This is a genomic window from Flavobacterium ichthyis, from assembly GCF_009915155.1.
GTDB classification, from domain to species: Bacteria; Bacteroidota; Bacteroidia; order Flavobacteriales; family Flavobacteriaceae; genus Flavobacterium; species Flavobacterium ichthyis.
On sequence record NZ_JAABLM010000020.1, the window covers coordinates 1 to 18,572 of the forward strand.

Annotated in this window: 19 protein-coding genes; 10 read left to right on the forward strand and 9 right to left on the reverse strand. The window is 34.9% G+C overall.

Annotated elements, in window-relative coordinates; genetic code table 11:
* Positions 1-446: 446 nt before the first annotated feature.
* Entirely contained in the window at positions 447-2,054 is a 1,608-nt protein-coding gene (locus tag GV828_RS12465) for an ABC transporter substrate-binding protein (RefSeq protein ID WP_166537832.1), read from the reverse strand.
* 92 nt (positions 2,055-2,146) lie between these two features.
* On the opposite strand from GV828_RS12465, the gene mtaB reads away from it, so the two are divergent.
* A complete protein-coding gene (gene mtaB / locus GV828_RS12470) occupies positions 2,147-3,481 on the forward strand; it encodes a tRNA (N(6)-L-threonylcarbamoyladenosine(37)-C(2))-methylthiotransferase MtaB (protein WP_166537833.1) in 1,335 nt (444 codons plus the stop codon).
* 96 nt (positions 3,482-3,577) lie between these two features.
* Here the strand turns inward: mtaB and GV828_RS12475 are convergent, their stop codons facing one another.
* Together GV828_RS12475 and GV828_RS12480 are read right to left on the reverse strand one after the other, a co-directional pair.
* Positions 3,578-3,916, reverse strand: coding sequence for a hypothetical protein (locus GV828_RS12475; protein ID WP_166537834.1), 339 nt, complete (start codon positions 3,914-3,916; stop codon positions 3,578-3,580).
* A 97-nt stretch (positions 3,917-4,013) separates the two neighbouring features.
* Positions 4,014-4,298, reverse strand: coding sequence for a GNAT family N-acetyltransferase (locus tag GV828_RS12480; protein ID WP_166537862.1), 285 nt, complete (start codon positions 4,296-4,298; stop codon positions 4,014-4,016).
* 283 nt (positions 4,299-4,581) lie between these two features.
* Between GV828_RS12480 and GV828_RS12485 the strand changes: the two genes are divergently transcribed.
* Both GV828_RS12485 and GV828_RS12490 read left to right on the forward strand, forming a co-directional pair.
* Entirely contained in the window at positions 4,582-5,247 is a 666-nt protein-coding gene (locus tag GV828_RS12485) for an alpha/beta hydrolase (RefSeq protein WP_166537835.1), read from the forward strand.
* Positions 5,248-5,312: 65 nt separating this feature from the next.
* Positions 5,313-6,203 carry a lytic transglycosylase domain-containing protein gene (locus GV828_RS12490; protein ID WP_166537836.1) on the forward strand — a complete coding sequence of 297 codons (891 nt, stop codon included), beginning with the start codon at positions 5,313-5,315 and terminating at the stop codon, positions 6,201-6,203.
* A gap of 89 nt (positions 6,204-6,292) precedes the next feature.
* Here GV828_RS12490 and GV828_RS12495 read toward each other — a convergent pair whose 3' ends face one another.
* On the reverse strand, positions 6,293-6,808 hold the full coding sequence (locus GV828_RS12495; protein ID WP_166537837.1) for a DUF2892 domain-containing protein: 516 nt from the start codon (positions 6,806-6,808) through the stop codon (positions 6,293-6,295).
* A gap of 170 nt (positions 6,809-6,978) precedes the next feature.
* Between GV828_RS12495 and rpmH the strand changes: the two genes are divergently transcribed.
* Positions 6,979-7,140 carry a 50S ribosomal protein L34 gene (gene rpmH / locus GV828_RS12500; RefSeq protein WP_007136275.1) on the forward strand — a complete coding sequence of 54 codons (162 nt, stop codon included), beginning with the start codon at positions 6,979-6,981 and terminating at the stop codon, positions 7,138-7,140.
* A gap of 321 nt (positions 7,141-7,461) precedes the next feature.
* Complete coding sequence (gene carB / locus GV828_RS12505) at positions 7,462-10,314, forward strand: carbamoyl-phosphate synthase large subunit (protein WP_166537838.1); 2,853 nt, start codon at positions 7,462-7,464, stop codon at positions 10,312-10,314.
* Positions 10,315-10,350: 36 nt separating this feature from the next.
* On the opposite strand, the gene GV828_RS12510 is transcribed toward carB, so the two are convergent.
* The 3 genes from GV828_RS12510 to GV828_RS12520 all read right to left on the reverse strand — a co-directional run bounded on the left by GV828_RS12510 (position 10,351) and on the right by GV828_RS12520 (position 14,955).
* Complete coding sequence (locus GV828_RS12510) at positions 10,351-12,372, reverse strand: FG-GAP-like repeat-containing protein (RefSeq protein WP_166537839.1); 2,022 nt, start codon at positions 12,370-12,372, stop codon at positions 10,351-10,353.
* 17 nt (positions 12,373-12,389) lie between these two features.
* On the reverse strand, positions 12,390-13,505 hold the full coding sequence (locus GV828_RS12515; protein WP_166537840.1) for a hypothetical protein: 1,116 nt from the start codon (positions 13,503-13,505) through the stop codon (positions 12,390-12,392).
* Positions 13,506-13,629: 124 nt separating this feature from the next.
* The gene (locus tag GV828_RS12520) at positions 13,630-14,955 is read right to left on the reverse strand and encodes a DNA recombination protein RmuC (RefSeq protein WP_166537841.1); all 1,326 of its coding nucleotides are present in this window, start codon (positions 14,953-14,955) and stop codon (positions 13,630-13,632) included.
* Positions 14,956-15,085: 130 nt separating this feature from the next.
* Here GV828_RS12520 and GV828_RS12525 point away from each other — a divergent pair, with 130 nt between their 5' ends.
* From GV828_RS12525 to GV828_RS12535, 3 genes are all read left to right on the forward strand, one after another.
* Complete coding sequence (locus GV828_RS12525; RefSeq protein ID WP_166537842.1) at positions 15,086-15,478, forward strand: hypothetical protein; 393 nt, start codon at positions 15,086-15,088, stop codon at positions 15,476-15,478.
* An 85-nt stretch (positions 15,479-15,563) separates the two neighbouring features.
* A complete protein-coding gene (locus GV828_RS12530; RefSeq protein WP_166537843.1) occupies positions 15,564-15,998 on the forward strand; it encodes a DUF6526 family protein in 435 nt (144 codons plus the stop codon).
* Between the two features lie 34 nt (positions 15,999-16,032).
* Positions 16,033-16,572: a YceI family protein gene (locus GV828_RS12535; protein WP_166537844.1), complete on the forward strand. Its 540-nt coding sequence runs from the start codon at positions 16,033-16,035 to the stop codon at positions 16,570-16,572.
* A gap of 42 nt (positions 16,573-16,614) precedes the next feature.
* Here the strand turns inward: GV828_RS12535 and GV828_RS12540 are convergent, their stop codons facing one another.
* A complete protein-coding gene (locus tag GV828_RS12540) occupies positions 16,615-16,956 on the reverse strand; it encodes a hypothetical protein (protein WP_166537845.1) in 342 nt (113 codons plus the stop codon).
* A gap of 97 nt (positions 16,957-17,053) precedes the next feature.
* On the opposite strand from GV828_RS12540, the gene GV828_RS12545 reads away from it, so the two are divergent.
* A complete protein-coding gene (locus tag GV828_RS12545) occupies positions 17,054-17,620 on the forward strand; it encodes a pseudouridine synthase (RefSeq protein ID WP_166537846.1) in 567 nt (188 codons plus the stop codon).
* 2 nt (positions 17,621-17,622) lie between these two features.
* Positions 17,623-18,081 carry a tRNA (cytidine(34)-2'-O)-methyltransferase gene (locus GV828_RS12550; RefSeq protein ID WP_166537847.1) on the forward strand — a complete coding sequence of 153 codons (459 nt, stop codon included), beginning with the start codon at positions 17,623-17,625 and terminating at the stop codon, positions 18,079-18,081.
* Here GV828_RS12550 and GV828_RS12555 read toward each other — a convergent pair.
* On the reverse strand, positions 18,068-18,568 hold the full coding sequence (locus tag GV828_RS12555) for a hypothetical protein (RefSeq protein WP_166537848.1): 501 nt from the start codon (positions 18,566-18,568) through the stop codon (positions 18,068-18,070). The two genes, GV828_RS12550 and GV828_RS12555, sit on opposite strands and share 14 nt — an antisense overlap.
* Positions 18,569-18,572 lie beyond the last annotated feature (4 nt).

Below are 18,572 nucleotides of genomic sequence, written 5' to 3' on the forward strand. Positions count from 1 at the left end.
TACAAAACAGAATAATGTTTCTCTAAAACTAACTTAACACATTCTAATTTAAATGCGTAATCATACTTAACTTTTCTTTCCATAAAAAATGCCCCAAATAGTGTCTAACTTTTTGGGGCATGTTCAATACGTTTCGGATTTTTTTTTACAGCGATTCAGAAGTGTTGGAACATTTTCCCGCTTTCCTGTTCAATGTTTTTGTTTTTGGCAAAAACGAACAAAAGGATTTCCCTTGCTCCCGAAACTTTGGGACTGGGCTAATTGACAAATTTTTAGGCATTTTTGTAATCGTCAGTTCTCACAACATCTTCAAATTACTCAATTTTCAAATCATCTAATCATCTAACCATCTAATCATCTAATCATCTAATCATCTAACAATCTAATTATCTAACAATCTAATTATCTAACAATCTAATTATCTAACAATCTAATTATCTAACAATCTAATTATCCAATTTCTTCACCCGACGTAAATCCAACATATTCAAAGGATTTATCCCTAAACCCGTTATGTTTTTTCTCGTAAATCGCGCCACTTTATCATAAAAAAGCGGAATAATAGGCGATTCTTCCATCACCAACGCATCCATTTTTTGGTACAATAAAATCCGTTTGGTATCGTTCGTTTCCAAGAAAGCTTGTTCGTACAATCGATCAAATTCCGGATTAAAAAAATGCGTATAATTCGGACCATTCGGTGCAAAATTTTTGCTGTAAAAAAGCGACAAATAATTTTCAGCATCCGGATAATCCGCAATCCAACTTGCTCTAAAAAAAGAAAATTTTCCAGTTGAAATCGCTTGACGCAAAGTCGCCGGCGGATTCACATCAATCGAAACATCTAAGCCGATTTTTTTCCATTCGCGCTGCAAATATTCGGCAATATCTAAGTAGGTAGCGTTCGTACTCAACGCGATTTTCGGGTTATTGTCACCTGTTTCTTTTTTATATTCGGCAACTAATTTTTTGGCTTTCGCCGAATCAAAATCATAATAAATTTTCGACTCGTCAAAACCCGGAAGTCCCGCTGGAATAATTCCGTTAACCGCCGGAGTTCCCATACCATTTCGCAAATAGGTGACTAATTTTTTTCGATCAAAACCATAATTCAACGCCTGACGAATACGTTTGTCTTTCGCCGGATTTTTCTCGCCATCCATTCTAAAACCTAAATACTCCGTATTGAGATACGAACCCGTAATCATATTAACATCTTCTTCGTATTTAGATTGTAGTTTTCCGCTTTGCGTTAAAATTTCATCCTTATAACTGGGATGCAAACCGGAAACAAAATCAATTTTGCCTTGAGCAAACTGCAAAAATCCACTTTGTTTATCCGGCAAAAAAGTCACGGCAACCGCTTCAAGATAAGGCAATTGATTTCCGGATTCGTCTTTTTCAAAATACAAAGGATTTCTTCTTAAAACCAATTTTACATTTTCTTCCCAAAGTTTGTATTGAAAAGGTCCGGTTCCAATCGGGTTTGTTCGAAAATCATGCCCGGAAACAAATGCTTCCTTCGGAACAACCGACGCATATTTCATCGAAAGCAAACCCAAAAAAGCCGGAAAAGATTTTTTCAAGTTTATTTTAAAAACCGAGTCATTTTCCGCAGAAAAACTTTCTACATTTTGCATAATCCAACCTCCGGGAGAAGCCACTTTTTCGTCTAAAATTCGGTTAAAAGAGAACTCAAAATCTTGTGCCTTTACCGTTCTTGATTTTTTTTCAAAAACAAAAATTTGATGAAAAAAAACGTCGTTTCGCAACAAAAAAGTATAGGTTTTTCCATCGTCTGAAATCGTCCAAGACTTTGCCAAATCAGGCTTTACGTTCAGGCTATCATCCAATTGAACCAAACCATTAAAAATTTGGTTACACATCCAAATGTTGTCTTGCGATTTTGCAAAAGCAGGATCTAACGAACTTACATTAGCATCTTGATTAAACCTGAAAACCTGTTTATCGCGGTCGTTTGTGGTATTTTTTCCGCAGGACAATAATATTAGGTTAATATAAAATATTGATAGATAGCGAATTAATGATTTCATTTTGAAAAATATTGTACGTAAATTTGCAGGCTATTTGCAAAATGTAAATATAGATAAACAAGGTTGTTTTTCAATTTTTTCGGAGGATTTTAATGATAACAGATAACAGAAAAAAAGTTGCTTTTTATACACTCGGATGCAAGCTGAATTTTTCAGAAACTTCTACTATTGCACGTTCGTTTCAAGATGAAGGTTTTGATAGGGTTGATTTTGAGGAAGTTGCGGATATTTACGTAATCAATACTTGTTCGGTTACAGAAAATGCTGATAAGCAATTTAAGCAAGTGGTTCGAAAAGCAATGAAGCTCAACGACAAAGCGTTTGTGGCAGCTGTTGGTTGTTATGCTCAATTAAAACCTGAAGAATTAGCGGCTGTTGACGGCGTGGATTTGGTTTTAGGAGCGACAGAAAAATTTAAAATTACCGATTATATCAATGATTTGTCCAAAAATGATTTTGGCGAAGTACATTCTTGCGAAATTCAAGAGGCTGATTTTTACGTAGGAAGTTACTCAATAGGAGATAGAACCCGAGCATTTTTAAAGGTTCAGGACGGTTGTGATTATAAATGTACGTATTGTACAATTCCTTTGGCAAGAGGAATTTCTAGAAGCGATTCTTTGCAAAATGTATTGAAAAATGCCAAAGAAATTTCGGAACAAAATATAAAAGAAATCGTGCTAACTGGCGTAAACGTTGGGGATTATGGCAAAGGCGAATTTGGAAATAAAAAACACGAACATACTTTTTTTGACCTCGTTCAAGCATTAGATACCGTTCCGGGAATTGAACGTTTGCGAATTTCTTCAATTGAACCCAATTTGTTGAAAAACGAAACCATTGAATTTGTAGCGAATTCCCGAACATTTGTGCCACATTTTCATATTCCGTTGCAATCTGGAAGCGATACCATTTTGAAAAAAATGAAACGCCGCTATTTGCGAGAAGTTTATACTAATCGAGTGTCAAAAATTCGCGAAGTAATGCCGGATGCTTGCATTGGGGTTGACGTTATTGTAGGATTTCCGGGCGAAACCGACGAACTTTTTTTAGAAACTTATAATTATCTGAGCCAACTTCCAATATCGTATTTACACGTTTTTACTTATTCTGAAAGAGATAATACCGAAGCGGCAAACATGGAAAATCCGGTTCCGGCAAATGTGAGAGCCAAGCGAAGCAAGATGTTAAGAGGTCTTTCGGTAAAAAAACGCCGTGCTTTCTACGAAAGTCAATTAGGGAAAACGCGAACCGTGTTGTTTGAAAGTGAAAACAAAGAAGGTTACATAAATGGTTTTACGGAAAATTATGTGAAAGTAAAAACACCTTGGAATCCAGAATTGGTAAATACCTTGCATGAAATCAACCTGACAAAAATTGACGAGGATGGTTTGGTTAGAATGGAGTTTTTGAATGTGGAAGTATAGGCATTTAGAACGTTAGATTTTTAGACTTTTTGGCAAAATTAGATCTTGCGCAAAATCTAAGTAGTATAATTTTCTAAAACTCTAAGAAGTCTAACATCAATATTTATAATGAAATTTAATTTTAGTTACTCTCAAAACTGAGTCGCCATATTTTTCAATAAATTCAAATGTATTTCTGCCTTTTTGTTCAAAATTCACCAACAATGCTGCCGAAATCTCATAATACATTTTTTCGCCTTCGAGCATTAATCGCTCACCAATTTTGCGGTATCCTGATCGAACTAAATTAAATTCTGATAAATTCCAAGTTGTGGAATGACTGTCGAAACTTTGTGTTAAGCTATACAAACCCTCCGTAATTTCAGTTTTGCTGCCATAATATTTTTCGATATTTTCAAAAAATTGAAGGATTTTTAGATTAACTTCTTCGCTCATTTAGGATATAAGATATAAGATGAAAGATATAAGATAAAAGATTTAGGATTTAAGGTTTTTGACGCCAATTTTTAATTTCGACTTTCGACTGAAAAATTTAAATCCTGATTCCTGGAGGCAATAATTCCTTGTAAATTGGATTTTTTCTAAAAAAAGCTGCAATTTTCGGATGAGTTGGTACAACTTTCAGTTTGCGTTCTTCGGCAATAGTTAAAATTTCTTTTAAAAAATCAGAAACATATTCGTCATTTTCAAACTCTTCGGGAACATTTAACTTCGTTAAAAATATCTTTCTTTCCTGAAAAGAATATTCAACAGTTAACAGTTTATCGTCCGAAATCGTTTCAAATTGTCGTGAAAAAGTATTGTCTTTAATTTCCATACCGCTATCTTTCATTTAAGGTTTTGAATCCGTTAACCGGAATTTTCACCGCACAAATAAAATGTTTTTCAAACCAAAAATTTCCAAACCAAATAGAAAGATATGTCTCAAGAGAGCTAAATTGTGCGGTTTCTATTTTGTTTTCAGGAAACAATTGCTATTACATAATTTGTTGATTTTTTAAATTTGAAGTAGAAAAAACTTACGTAAAAAACCATAATTTTATGCAAATTTCGTAATAAAAACTCAAACTCGCTGTTATCATAGCGTTAAAAGCAGTGTGATGGAAAAAATTCACGTTTATTTTATGCCTGGAATGGCGGCAAGTTCGGCTATTTTTGAAAATATAAAATTGCCCGAGAATCAATTTGAAATACATCTTCTTGATTGGCTTTTGCCTTTGCCTCAAGAAAATTTAAAAGAATATGCCAAGCGAATTTCAAAAGGAGTAAAGCACGAAAATCCCGTATTGGTAGGGGTTTCGTTCGGAGGCGTTTTGGTTCAAGAAATGGCAGAATTTTTAAAACCACGAAAAGTAATTATCATTTCAAGCGTAAAATGTAACGAAGAATTTCCACGAAGAATGAAATTTGCCAAAAAAACTAAAGCCTACAAAATTATCCCAACCGGGATGATGCAAAATGTAGAATTTTTGGCAAGGTTTTCGTTTACCAATAAAAAGTTTGCGCAGAGATTAAGGCTTTACGAAAAGTTCATGAACATGCGCGACAAGAGTTATCTCGATTGGGCTTTGGAACAAATTATTTTTTGGGATAGAACCATTCCAAATGAATCCGTGGTTCACATTCACGGAGATTCAGACGAGGTTTTTCCGGTGAGGTATATCAAAAATTATATCGCTGTTCCCGGTGGAACACACATTATGATTATCAATAAATACAAGTGGTTGAATGAAAATTTACCCGAAATTATTTTAAAAAAACAATAAATTATCTAACCATGCATTAACTATTTTTTGTAGGTTTACGAAAATACATCTAAACGAAAGAGCACATGAATTTGATAAAAAAAACAAGCATTATCGCAGGCGTCATTTTAGTAAGCGGAACTTTGATTCACGCGGTTTCTACCAATGAAAAAACGCCAATACCTATTGTAAATAATTATTTTTTTCCTACAGAGCTGGATTTTTGTGGTGAAAAAGTCCCGTTGCAAATCTCTGATGTAAAAGAGCGATTAGACCGTGAATTAATTGTAAATGCTAACCTCGATGCTTCCACTTTGTTAATCATCAAGAGGGCAAACCGTTATTTTCCAGTAATTGAACCTATTTTGAAAAAAAATAATATTCCGGACGATTTTAAATATTTGGCTGTCGCCGAAAGTGCTCTGATGAACGCTACATCTTCCGCGGGAGCAAAAGGTTTTTGGCAATTTATGCCGGCAACCGCCAAAGAATATGGCATGGAAGTCAATGATATTGTGGACGAACGTTACCATCTCGAAATTTCTACTGAAGCCGCTTGTCGTTATCTAAACAGTGCTTATAAAAAATTTGGAAGCTGGACTCTTGCTGCTGCATCCTACAATGGTGGAGCAGGAGGCGTGAATAAACAAATTACATTCCAAGGCGAAAATAACTATTATGATTTATTACTAACTGACGAAACCGCACGTTACGTTTTTAGGATTTTGGCTTTGAAACAAATTATGAAAAACCAACTGCAATACGGTTTTAACGTAAATCCGTCAGAACTTTACAATCCTATTGCCGTAAAAAAAGTGGAGGTAGATTCTACCATTCAAGACTTAGCTGTTTTTGCAAAATCGCAGGGGATTAACTATAAAATTTTAAAAATCCACAATCCTTGGTTGCGCGACAGAAAATTAACCGTTGCTGCCGGAAAACGTTACACCTTGGAAATTCCTACGGAAGGTTATTAATGATTGGTCACAATTTTTAATAAAAAAGAGGCTATTTCATACCGAAATAGCCTCTTTTTTTTTTTGAAAAACCACAAGAATAAACTGAATTAAATTTTCTTCATTTGGTCTTTCATCATTTTTATTTGATCTTTCAGCATGCCCTGTTTGTCTAATTTTTTAACTTCTGTCAACAAATTTGTGGCTTCAATTTTTCTTCTGCGAGACAAAGCAATTCCCGCCAAATTTAATTTTGCAACCGCTAAATCCATATTCATGTTCAAGCCAAGCTCTACTGCTTTCTTAAAATATTTTTCAGATTGCGTTAAATTCGTTTGCGAAAGCATCAAACCTTGCAAATAATTATAGTAACCTTGTTGCTTTCTCACCAAAGCACCTTCCGGGTTTTTAATTTTAGAAAGCCACTTTTGAGCCCCCGGAAAATCTTGCTTTCTCAATTTTAAGAACGCCAAAATAATCATCTCATTTTTAAAATAAAACAAAATCACAATCAGCGAAAGTAAAATTAAAAAGATACCGTTCCCGATATTTTTATCAGCAAACTGCCAAATTGCACAACCCATCAATAACGAAGCAAGAAATAATTTAATATTTTTGTGAAACATAGTCCAAATAATTTTTATGACGGCAAAGGTAATAAAATCAATTAAAAATATTTTTTAAAAACCTATTGTCAGAAAAAAAAACCTTTGTATATTTGCACTCGGTTTTGAAACAGCATTGATTTCGAACCTGGTAAAAATATTTCAACAAGATTTTTTAAAGATACAAAGCAATGAGCAAAAGAACGTTTCAACCATCGAAAAGAAAAAGAAGAAATAAGCACGGATTTATGGACAGAATGGCTTCTGCCAATGGAAGAAAAGTGCTTGCTAGAAGAAGAGCAAAAGGAAGACATAAATTGACAGTTTCTTGCGAACCAAGACACAAAAAATAATGTTTGACTGAACATAAATAAAGGCGTTACTCAATTAGTACCGCCTTTTTTTATACCTTGTCATTTCAATTTTTTATGGAGCTTTTTCCCGCTTTCCGCTGCAATCTTTTTTGTTTTGCTCCTTTTTTGCAACCCAAAAAAAGAGCTTCCGCTGGTCGCTTTTTTTCGGCAGCAAAAAAATGTCGCCAAACAAAAAAGAATTTCCGCTATAATCGGGGCTAAAAAAACTGCCCACATCACGTTCTTTTTTTTAAATACCACTAACTACTTTTTAAAGTTTTACCACAACTTAAAACTTTAAACTTTAAACAAAAACACACAATGCCAAAAGACACTTCAATCAAGTCAGTATTAATTATCGGTTCCGGACCAATCGTAATCGGGCAAGCCTGCGAATTTGATTATGCCGGTTCGCAATCTGCAAGATCCATCAAAGAAGAAGGAATCGAAGTCATTCTCATCAACTCTAATCCGGCAACTATCATGACAGATCCATCCATGGCAGATCATGTTTACCTGAAGCCGTTAACCACCAAATCCATCATCGAAATTTTAAAAGAGCATCCACAAATTGATGCGGTTTTACCAACAATGGGAGGTCAAACCGCATTAAACCTTTGTTTGGAAGCTGACGAAAAAGGAATTTGGGAAGATTTTGGTGTGAGAATGATTGGAGTAGATATCAATGCTATCAACATTACCGAAGACCGTGAACAATTTAAGCGTTTATTAGAAAAAATTGATATTCCGGCAGCTCCAGCAAAAATTGCCACTTCATTTTTACAAGGAAAAGAAATCGCTCAAGAATTTGGATTTCCGCTGGTAATTCGCCCTTCATTTACATTAGGTGGAACAGGAGCCGCTTTCGTTCATAGTAAAGAAGAATTTGATGACAAATTAACCTACGGTTTAGAAATGTCGCCTATTCACGAAGTGCTGATTGACAAAGCATTATTCGGTTGGAAAGAATACGAATTGGAACTTTTGCGAGACAAAAATGACAATGTAGTCATTATTTGTTCAATAGAAAATATGGATCCGATGGGAATTCACACGGGAGATTCCATCACGGTTGCTCCAGCCATGACATTATCTGATTCAACATTTCAGAAAATGCGTAACATGGCGATTAAAATGATGCGAAGCATTGGAAATTTTTCCGGAGGTTGTAATGTGCAATTTGCCGTTTCGCCTGACGAAAAAGAAGACATCGTGGCAATTGAAATCAACCCGAGAGTTTCGCGTTCATCGGCTTTGGCATCAAAAGCAACGGGATACCCAATTGCAAAAATAGCGTCGAAACTGGCTTTGGGTTACACTTTAGACGAACTTCAAAACCAAATCACCAAAACTACTTTAGCACTTTTCGAACCCACTTTAGATTATGTAATCGTAAAAATCCCACGTTGGAATTTTGACAAATTTGAAGGAGCCGACAGAACTTTGGGACTTCAAATGAAATCAGTAGGCGAGGTGATGGGAATTGGAAGATCTTTTCAAGAAGCGTTGCACAAAGCCACTCAATCTTTAGAAATTAAACGAAATGGTTTAGGAGCTGACGGAAAAAGTTATACCAATTACGACCAAATTATAGAGAAATTAACTTACGCCAGTTGGGATCGTGTTTTTGTAATTTACGATGCTATTCAGCTTGGAATTCCGTTAAGTAGAATTCATGAAATCACAAAAATCGACATGTGGTTTTTGAAACAATACGAAGAATTATATGTGTTGGAAAAAGAAATTTCGAATTATACCATTGAAAATCTTCCGAAGGAATTATTGCTTGAAGCCAAACAAAAAGGTTTCGCCGACAGGCAAATTGCCCACATGATGAAGTGTTTGGAAAGTCAGGTTTACAAGTTAAGACAAGAGTTAAACATCAATCGTGTTTATAAGTTGGTAGATACTTGTGCGGCAGAATTTACAGCAAAAACACCTTATTATTATTCTACTTTTGAAGCCGAAATTCAAAGTGCTGACGGAAAAACTTTTGTTCACAATGAGAGTATTGTGTCGGATAAAAAGAAAATCGTGGTTTTAGGTTCTGGTCCTAATAGAATTGGGCAAGGAATTGAGTTTGATTATTCTTGTGTTCACGGAGTTTTGGCGGCAAAAGAATGTGGATATGAAACTATTATGATCAATTGTAATCCTGAAACGGTTTCCACAGATTTTGATACGGCTGATAAATTATATTTTGAGCCTGTTTTTTGGGAACATATTTACGATGTGATTCAACACGAAAAACCTGAGGGTGTCATTGTACAATTAGGAGGACAAACTGCATTGAAATTAGCTGAAAAATTGTCGAAATACGGCATAAAAATCATTGGGACAAGTTTTGACGCTTTAGATTTAGCGGAAGACAGAGGTCGTTTTTCTGAATTGCTGACAGAGTTACAAATTCCTTTTCCAAAATTTGGAATTGCTGAAACTGCCGATGAAGCTTCAGCTTTAGCAGACCAATTGGATTTTCCCTTGTTAGTGAGACCGTCTTATGTTTTAGGGGGTCAAGGCATGAAAATTGTCATCAATAAAAAAGAATTGGAGGAACACGTAATTGATTTATTACGAAGCATTCCTGGTAATAAATTATTATTAGACCATTACCTTGATGGTGCGATTGAAGCCGAAGCAGATGCTATTTGCGATGGTGAAAATGTTTACATCATCGGGATTATGGAACATATTGAACCTTGTGGTGTACATTCTGGCGATTCGAATGCTACTTTGCCGCCGTTCAACTTGGGCGAATTTGTGATGCAACAAATTAAAGACCACACTAAAAAAATTGCTTTGGCACTAAAAACTGTTGGTTTAATCAATATTCAATTTGCCATAAAAGACGATATCGTGTATATCATTGAAGCTAATCCTAGAGCGTCAAGAACGGTTCCCTTTATTGCGAAAGCGTATGGCGAACCTTATGTAAATTATGCTACGAAAATTATGTTAGGCGAAAATAAAGTAACTGATTTTACTTTTAACCCGAAACTAAATGGTTACGCCATCAAACAACCTGTGTTTTCTTTTAGCAAATTTGCGGGTGTCAATAAAGCTTTGGGGCCTGAAATGAAATCTACAGGAGAAAGCATTTTGTTCATAGACGATTTAAAAGACGACCAGTTTTATGAATTGTATTCTCGAAGAAAAATGTATTTGAGTAAATAAAAAAATAGCCTCCCAATTCAGGAGGCTATTTTGTTTTTAATTCTTAACGAATTTTTGTGAATGCCTGATTCCGTCTGCAGTTTCTAGGATTAAAACATAAGTTTGCGTGGTTAAATTTTCAACATTTACGCTATTATTTAGTGGAGTTGAAGTCAAAACTTTTCGACCTTGCAAATCATAAATTTCAGCCGAAACAATTTCTGCTTGACCGTTTTTCATCGTAATATTTAGAATGTCTTTTGCTGGATTTGGATAAATTTTAAACGCATCAGAATTAATTTTTGTCACTCCTAAAGTTGAACCTTCTACGATTAAACGCTGTTGATTAATCGCTGGGTTATCTACTCGATCTACAATTCCAGAAGGCCATTTGATTACGGCTTGGGTGATTTGATCTGCGGTACCAATACCAAAATGAGCATTTAACGTACTTTGGTGGCTAAATCCGCTTCCGCTCCGTATTTCACGGATTTGTTTTCCCCAAGCTCCAATTAATTCAACACGAGCCCCAATTCCGTTTCGATTGCTGGTGTTTCCCTGTAAGTTTATCGTTACCCAATTATTGCCGTTTGGTTGATTATAGTACACAGTATTGCCCATTTGGACATCTAAAAAACCATCATTATTTAAATCGCCAATTCCACCTTCACTAAAAGGTAAGTCATACGAACTAAATGTCATGTTTCCATTATTAATATATAATTCTTTTCCATTCTGCCATAGAAAATCTACCCAACCATCATTGTTAAAATCTACCGCTTGAATTTCCCAAGAGCCTACTTGAGGGCTAATTCCGCTTGTGGCGTAAACATCTGTAAAAGTGCCATCGCCATTATTTCTATATAATTTATTGGTGTCAGAAATATTTGACAATAAAAAATCCATGTCGCCATCATTGTCAAAATCTTCAATTGCGGTGGACCAAGATTGCGAACCGTCATTAACACCTGCAGTTGCGCCAACTTCTGTAAAAGTTCCATTTCCATTATTTTTGTAAAGAAGATTTATCCGTTGAGGGTCTCCAACTGGTGCTCCACCACGACATTTTGCCAAATACATATCTTGATAACCATCGTTATTAAAATCTGTCCAGATTGAAGCGTAATTTCCGCCTACTGCTAAGGTTGGGAAAAACGAAATATCTAATGTTAAATTACCATTTCCATCATTTCTGTATGCATGACTTTGTGCGGTATCATGACAGGCAAAAAGGTCTAAATTACCATCATTGTTAATGTCAATAAAATTTGCTCGCTGTGTAAAAATATATTGTGGATAAGGAATTTCGGTGTAACCAGTGCCGGTGCTATTTGCTTTGATTACACACAATCTGCTTCCGCCTCCAAACACTAAATCGTTATATCCATTTTTGTCGAAATCTCCTGCAGTTATGCTCCATCCCGGTTGTGTCGTTAATCCAGGTAAACTATAATTAGAAGTTGTAAAACCTCCGTTGGCTTGCTGGTGTAAAATAGTCATCCCGTTTGTTTGAACGGTAACAATATCATCTAAATAATCTCCATTCATATCTGCTACGCAACAAATGGTTGCGGAAGTTGGAATTGTTTGTGGTGTAAAAACTACGGGAGTAACAGGTGTTGTTTGTGGAATCAATATAAAGTCAAATCCAGAAGAGTTCCAGCGATTATCAAAGGCAATGTAATATGTTGTGCCTGCCGAAACAGTAAAATTACATATAGATAAATATCCCGTTCCAATTTCACCTGAGTCATCGTCTCCGGCATAACATGTTAAGCCTTGACAGCTTCCTGTATAAATATGTACACGAGTATCCTTACCAGAATTTTGTTGTAAATCTGTGGTTAAGGTTAAATTTTGGTTTTGTGTTGCAGTAAATTTATACCATTCGCCAGCAGGACTTGAATTTTGTATTGCACCATTTGGAGCGCAGATAGGTTGGGGAACTTGGCTACCGTTTATAGCAGTTACGGTAATAAGGCTATTTAACGTGATTTCGGGTGCAGATGCGCAGTCGTCTTGAGCATATAAAAAATATCCGCTAAGAAGACCTGTCAAGAAAAGTAATTTTTGTTTCATTATTGTATATTTAGTAGTTATCGACAAATGGGTTCCATAGCATTAATCCACTCTTTAACTAACGTCACACCTTCTTCATGTACAATAGTTCTGCCTATAATAGGCATCATTAGAGATTGTTCATTAGTATTAATTCTTCTAATAATTTCGGATTGATCGGCATTTCCGGCATTGATTACAAATGGAGCATCCTGTACTTGAAACAGCGGTTCCATACATATTCCCATTTTTTCTCTATTATTATTGCTAAAATTAAATCGAACCGGAACATAATCACAATGACCGCCATCACGATGGCAATGTGCACAATTAATATCTAAATATGATTTTGCTCTTGCTTCAAGCGGCTTGCTTGTGTCTCTCCAATCGACTGTTGAAACTATTTCAGTCGGAATATCGTTTGCTAAAAATCCTCGGCTTTGCCATTTTGCCATTTGATTTTGTGCAACACCGTTATAGGTTAAAATGGTGTTTAAATTTTGTGGTTTTGGGCCGATTGGAATAGTTCTTTCGCCTCCAGTTTCTTGATTTGCATTAATTTTATGACAAACTAAGCAATCGCCTTGTGATGGTACTTTGTAATTTATGGAATGTTGTACCCCGTTTTCGGTAAATGTTATAGGGATACTTACCCCGTTATTAGTGGTTTCCAAAAATGCATCTGATTGCGCTTCATTCCAAACGTACACATAGGCTTTCCATCCGTCAGCTTTGTTAATGAGTAAGCGGGTTTCCATAATTCTGGGTTGGCCGTCACTACCGGTGTGTTCATAATAAAAGGTTTTTCCTAAAACACTTCCTAAGGGAAAATTCAGTGCATTTTCATCTCCAGCATAAGTAGCGTGTGTTCCTTCAGGCATCCACACGAAACGTTGTTTATGTGCATAATCTGTAAAAAGTGAACTTGCGGGTTCATATAAAAGTACTTCATCTGACAAATTCTTATCTTTTATTTCATTTTTGAAAAAATGGTAGTCAGATAATTTAGGGTAAGGTACTAAAGCCAAATCAACGGTAACTGGAGTGGTTTCTTCTGGTAAATTTTGATAATTATCATCATCATTGCCGCAAGATGTTGCAAAAACAGTTAAAATTACCAATAGAAAGGAGTAAGAAAAATATTTGCGTTTCATTATCAAACTAATAATAAATTATGGTAGAAAAAAGCAAATATATAATAAATAATGGTTAATAATTAAAAATTGTTATCCATTTTAAATATTGTATAATAATAATTTAGTTTGAAATATAAATGTTTTAATCACTTTCAGACATCAATTGGTTAGGAAGTGATTTTTTTGCCTTTGCTCCTAATTTTTTTAACTTTTCTACACTTGAAACCAAATTTCCTTTTCCAGAGCTTAATTTCTGAATGGCATTGTCATAACTGTGTTGGGCTTCGCCAATTTTTTTTCCAATTAGGATTAAATCGGACGCAAATCCTTCAAATTTATCATACAAAGCGCCAGCTTGTCGCGCGATTTCATACGCATTTTGTTGTTGTTTTTTATTGGCCCACATGCTGTCAATAGTTTTCAAAGTAGCCAAAAGCGTTGAAGGCGTTACGATTACGATATTTTTAGAAAACGCTTGGTTGTAAATTTCTGAATCTTCGTTTAACGCCAATGCAAATGCAGGTTCTATTGCTACAAAAAGCAAGACGAAATCTGGGCTATCCATATTGTAAAGCTCGGAATAGTTTTTTATAGAAAGTTGTTCGATGTGGCGTTTTACAGCGACTGTGTGATTTTTTTTATGAAAATTACGTGTTTGCTCATCTTCTTCATTCACATATTTTTCATAATCAATTAACGAAACTTTTGAGTCGATGATTATTTTTTTCTTATCGGGAAGGTTGATTATCACATCAGGAAAAAATCGTTTGCCGTCTTCCGAAGTTACTGCTTTTTGCACTTCATATTCACTCCCTTTTTGCAAACCTGATTTTTCCAAAACACGCTCTAAAATGAGTTCTCCCCAACTTCCACGCATTTTACTATCACCTTTTAAAGCCTTCGTTAAATTGACCGTTTCTTGGCTCATAAGAGCGTTCATTTCTTTTAAATTTCCAATTTGTTCTCTTAAAGTGGCATGATAAGCAATACTCTCTTTGTGCGTTCTTACCACATTTTGCTCAAAAAAATAAATTTTTTCCTGAAGTGGCTGCAAAACCGACTGTAAATTTTCCTTATTTTGTTGGGTGAATTTAACCGATTTTTCTTCAAATATTTTTTGTGCCAAATTCTCAAATTCTATGGAGAATCTCTTCTGAAGGCTTTCAATTTCAGCCTTTTGAACCCTATTAGTTTCCCATAGATTATCAAAATCTGCTTCTTTTTTTGTTAGTAAAATAGTCATGGCTTCTCGATCGTGTTGCCATTTTTCTAATTTGTCTTGATGCAAATTTCGCTCATGCAAAATGGTTTTTTCTAAATCGAAAATGCGTTTTTCCATGGTTTCTATCTTTCCATTAAAAACCGCAATTTTACCATTATTTCGAATCGCTTGAATAAAATATCCGAATAAAAAGCCTATTGTAATACAGATAATTAATGGTATAAAGGGCAAATTTTCTAAAGTCATCTTGATTAAGTTCAAATGTGTTAGAGGTAAAAATACAATTTAACTTTTTAGCCTCTGTTATTTTCGTTTCAAAATTTGACTTGAAAAGAAAAAGTTTTTATTATTGCACTTCCCTATTATTTAAATTATAATGATACCACAATTATCTAAAGATAAGGTCACCACTCCAATCTTTAACCCTGATTTTTTTGTTACAGTCTTTTTAAAATACTGTAAATTGGCCGTTCGTTCTAATCGAAAAATCAAAAAAATTTACACTAATCATTCTGATAAACATTTTTTTGGTAACAATATGGTTGCGATAAATTTTCGCTTTAAAAATGCGGTTTATTACAAAATTGGTGATGTGAAAACCACGCAAAATCATTTGCTTATTCAACGTCCAGAAAGGTTTGATAAACTAGAATTAACAGTTTACGGATTTTTTCAAAAAAGAACTTTCATACTTGATTTCGAAAGTGATCATGAGAAATTTTGTCTAGAAAAACGTCAATTCAATAATTCCGAACCAGCTTTCGGATAAGTATTTTTTTTTCTGACTAAGACATTGAAATTGAATTTTAAATTGCTTAACTTTAGAGTAAAGTATTTTAAAATTCAATTTTTTTATGAAAAAGCAAAACGTCGATAACCACATTAGGTTTTACAAACCGCATCACTTCGTGTTTTATCCTTTGACACTTTCGCTACTAATAATTGCTATTTACTTCGCATTTTCAAGCAACGAAAACATAGTGTGGACATTTATTGCTACCTCTATATTTTTAGTAATCTGGGTTTCTTATATGTTAAGACAGCATTATGCTTTAACGTTACAAGATAGGTTGATATTTTTGGAAATTCGCTACCGTTATTTCGTAATAACAGGAAACAGATTTGAAAAATTTGAAGAAAAATTGAATAAATCACAAATTTTCGCCCTTAGATTTGCTCATGATGAAGAGTTGGTTTCCCTTACCAACCGCGCTATTTCAGAAAATCTTTCAGCTTCAGCCATAAAAAAAAGTATCCAAAAATGGAAACCTGATCATCAACGCGTTTAATCAATCAAAAATAAAAACCACTAAAAAATAAATTATGCAATTTACATCAAACTGGAACATTGACCCAGATCATTCAAGTATAGAATTTAAAGTCAGGCATCTTTTAATCTCCAATATCACAGGAAATTTTACCATTTTTAACGGAAAAATGAGAACCGAAAATGACGATTTTGAAACCGCTCAAATGGCTGTTTCCATAGACGTTTATAGTTTTAATACAAATAACATCGAACGTGACGAACATCTTAAATCTGCAGAATTTCTTGATGCTGACCGTTTCCCGGAAATCACAATTATTTCTAAAAAATTAAAGAAAATAAAGGGAGACAATTACCAGCTTTTTACAGAAATGACGGTTAAAGATGTGACAAGAGAAGTTATTTTTGACGTTATATTTGGAGGTCAGGCAAAAGACGGTTTTGGCAGAGTGAAAGCAGGATTTGAACTCTCAGGAGTCATTAACCGCAAAGATTTCAACATTCTTCACGATGAAAAAAATGAAGTGGGAAATCTAGTAGTAGGCGAAGAAATAAAAATTCACGCCAATATAGAATTTGACAAAGAAGAAGATTAAAAGTACAAAAAACCGGATGTGATTTTCATCCGGTTTTTTTCTTTATGTTCCATTATTATTTCCTCTATCTGTATGATTTTCAGGATGAGAAGTCGGATAGCGATTGGGTTCAAGATCCGAATTTTTATCCCGATTTTCCTGGTTTTTCTGAGATTTTATTGCTTCTCCAGACGATTGGGCTTCAGTTGAATAATCCTCTAAATCTCGAGCTCTTTTTACTTCTTTTTTATTGCCTTCATCATCTACTTCTATTTCGGGTTTCAACTGTCCATCCGAAGGATCATAATCTTCCGGAATATTTTTTCCACTAAAACCTTCATTTACATTGGTGTTTTTCTGTTCATTGTTCCAAGTTTTATCGCCCGGATTTTTATCTTTTTCCATAAGTGTTTTATTTCTAAATTACTCAAAAAAATACTCAAAAGCCACTGCTTTAACATTGCTTTAATTAGTTAACATTGGTAACTTTGCCCAAAAAAAATTGAAGCATCGCCATTTCATCATTCACAAGCCTTACGGATTTTTGAGCCAGTTTGTGTATGAATTAAAAAGAAAGAAAAAATTGTTAGGAGAATTGTTCGATTTCCCCGAAGCTACAATGGCAATTGGTCGTTTAGATGAAGATTCCGAAGGCTTGCTTTTGCTTACTACTGATGGCATGATGAGCGAAATTGTGCGGAGCAAAAAAGTGGAAAAGGAATATTTTGTGCAGGTTGACGGCGAAATTACCAATGATGCCGTTGATTTACTTACTAAAGGTGTTGAGATTGGTTTTGACGGAAAAAAATACATCACAAAAAAATGCAAAGCCCGAAAAATTGAAGATCCAGATTTTGAACCGCGGTCCAAAAAAATTCGCGACGAACGTCATGGACCAACAAGCTGGATTTCTATAACTTTAACCGAAGGAAAATTTCGCCAAGTCCGGAAGATGACTTCGGCAGTTGGATTTCCTACGTTACGACTGGTTCGGGTTCGGGTGGGAAATATTCGGTTAGAAAATTTAAAATCTGGCGAAGTAAAAGAAGTAGAAAATTTTAATTTGTAAAAATGTTAAATATCGTTTTGGTCGAACCGGAAATTCCTAACAATACTGGGAATATTGGTCGTTTATGCGTTGGAACCGGAAATAGATTGCATCTCATTCATCCGTTTGGGTTTGAAATTTCTGATAAAAATCTAAAACGTTCGGGTTTAGATTATTGGGTTCATCTCGATTGGAAACAATACCAAAATGTTGAGGAATGGTTGAAAGAAATTACTGATAAATCAAGGGTTTTTTTGTTCAGTTCTCATGCCGAAAAAACCTTTTACGAAAATAAATTTCAAGAAGGTGATTGGCTGGTTTTTGGTAAAGAATCGGTAGGCTTAAGTATAGAATTTATGCAGCTTTTCGAAAATCACCTCACTATCCCAATTTCACCTTTGGTAAGAAGTTATAATTTGGCAAATTCGGTTGCGTTTGCCATTGGCGAAGCGCGACGACAGCTCGAATTTAATTTCGATTGATGTAACGATAGTATGAGCCCAAAATTATATTTGCCGTTTTTTCCATCGATGGTTTTACTTCTTCGAAACCTTCTTTCATCGTGCCGTCTGGCAAGAAATAATTCGTAATCGAAGATTCTAAAACGGAACGGGTGTTCTGAATTTGCGTGACATTAAAAGTGGCGGAATAGGTATTTCCTTCTTTCGCAATTTTCAGTTGGTACCGAACTTTATAATAAAAAGTTTCGCCCAAATTGGTAATGTAAAAAGCGTTATCACGGTAAGCGTCGAGCGTGAGAGAATTAGTTGTAAGTTCCGAAACGGTTCCGGTTCCACGAGTAAATTCTTCAATCCACAATCTTGTAATGTCCATAAATTTTTCGTTGCTCATTAATGGAATATTTTCGGTTACCGGATTTGGTGAAAACCCTGTTGGCGTTAACGAAACGGTAGTTTGAGCAGCGATTGAAACACTCCAGAAAAATAGCAGCGTAGTGAATATTTTCATTTTC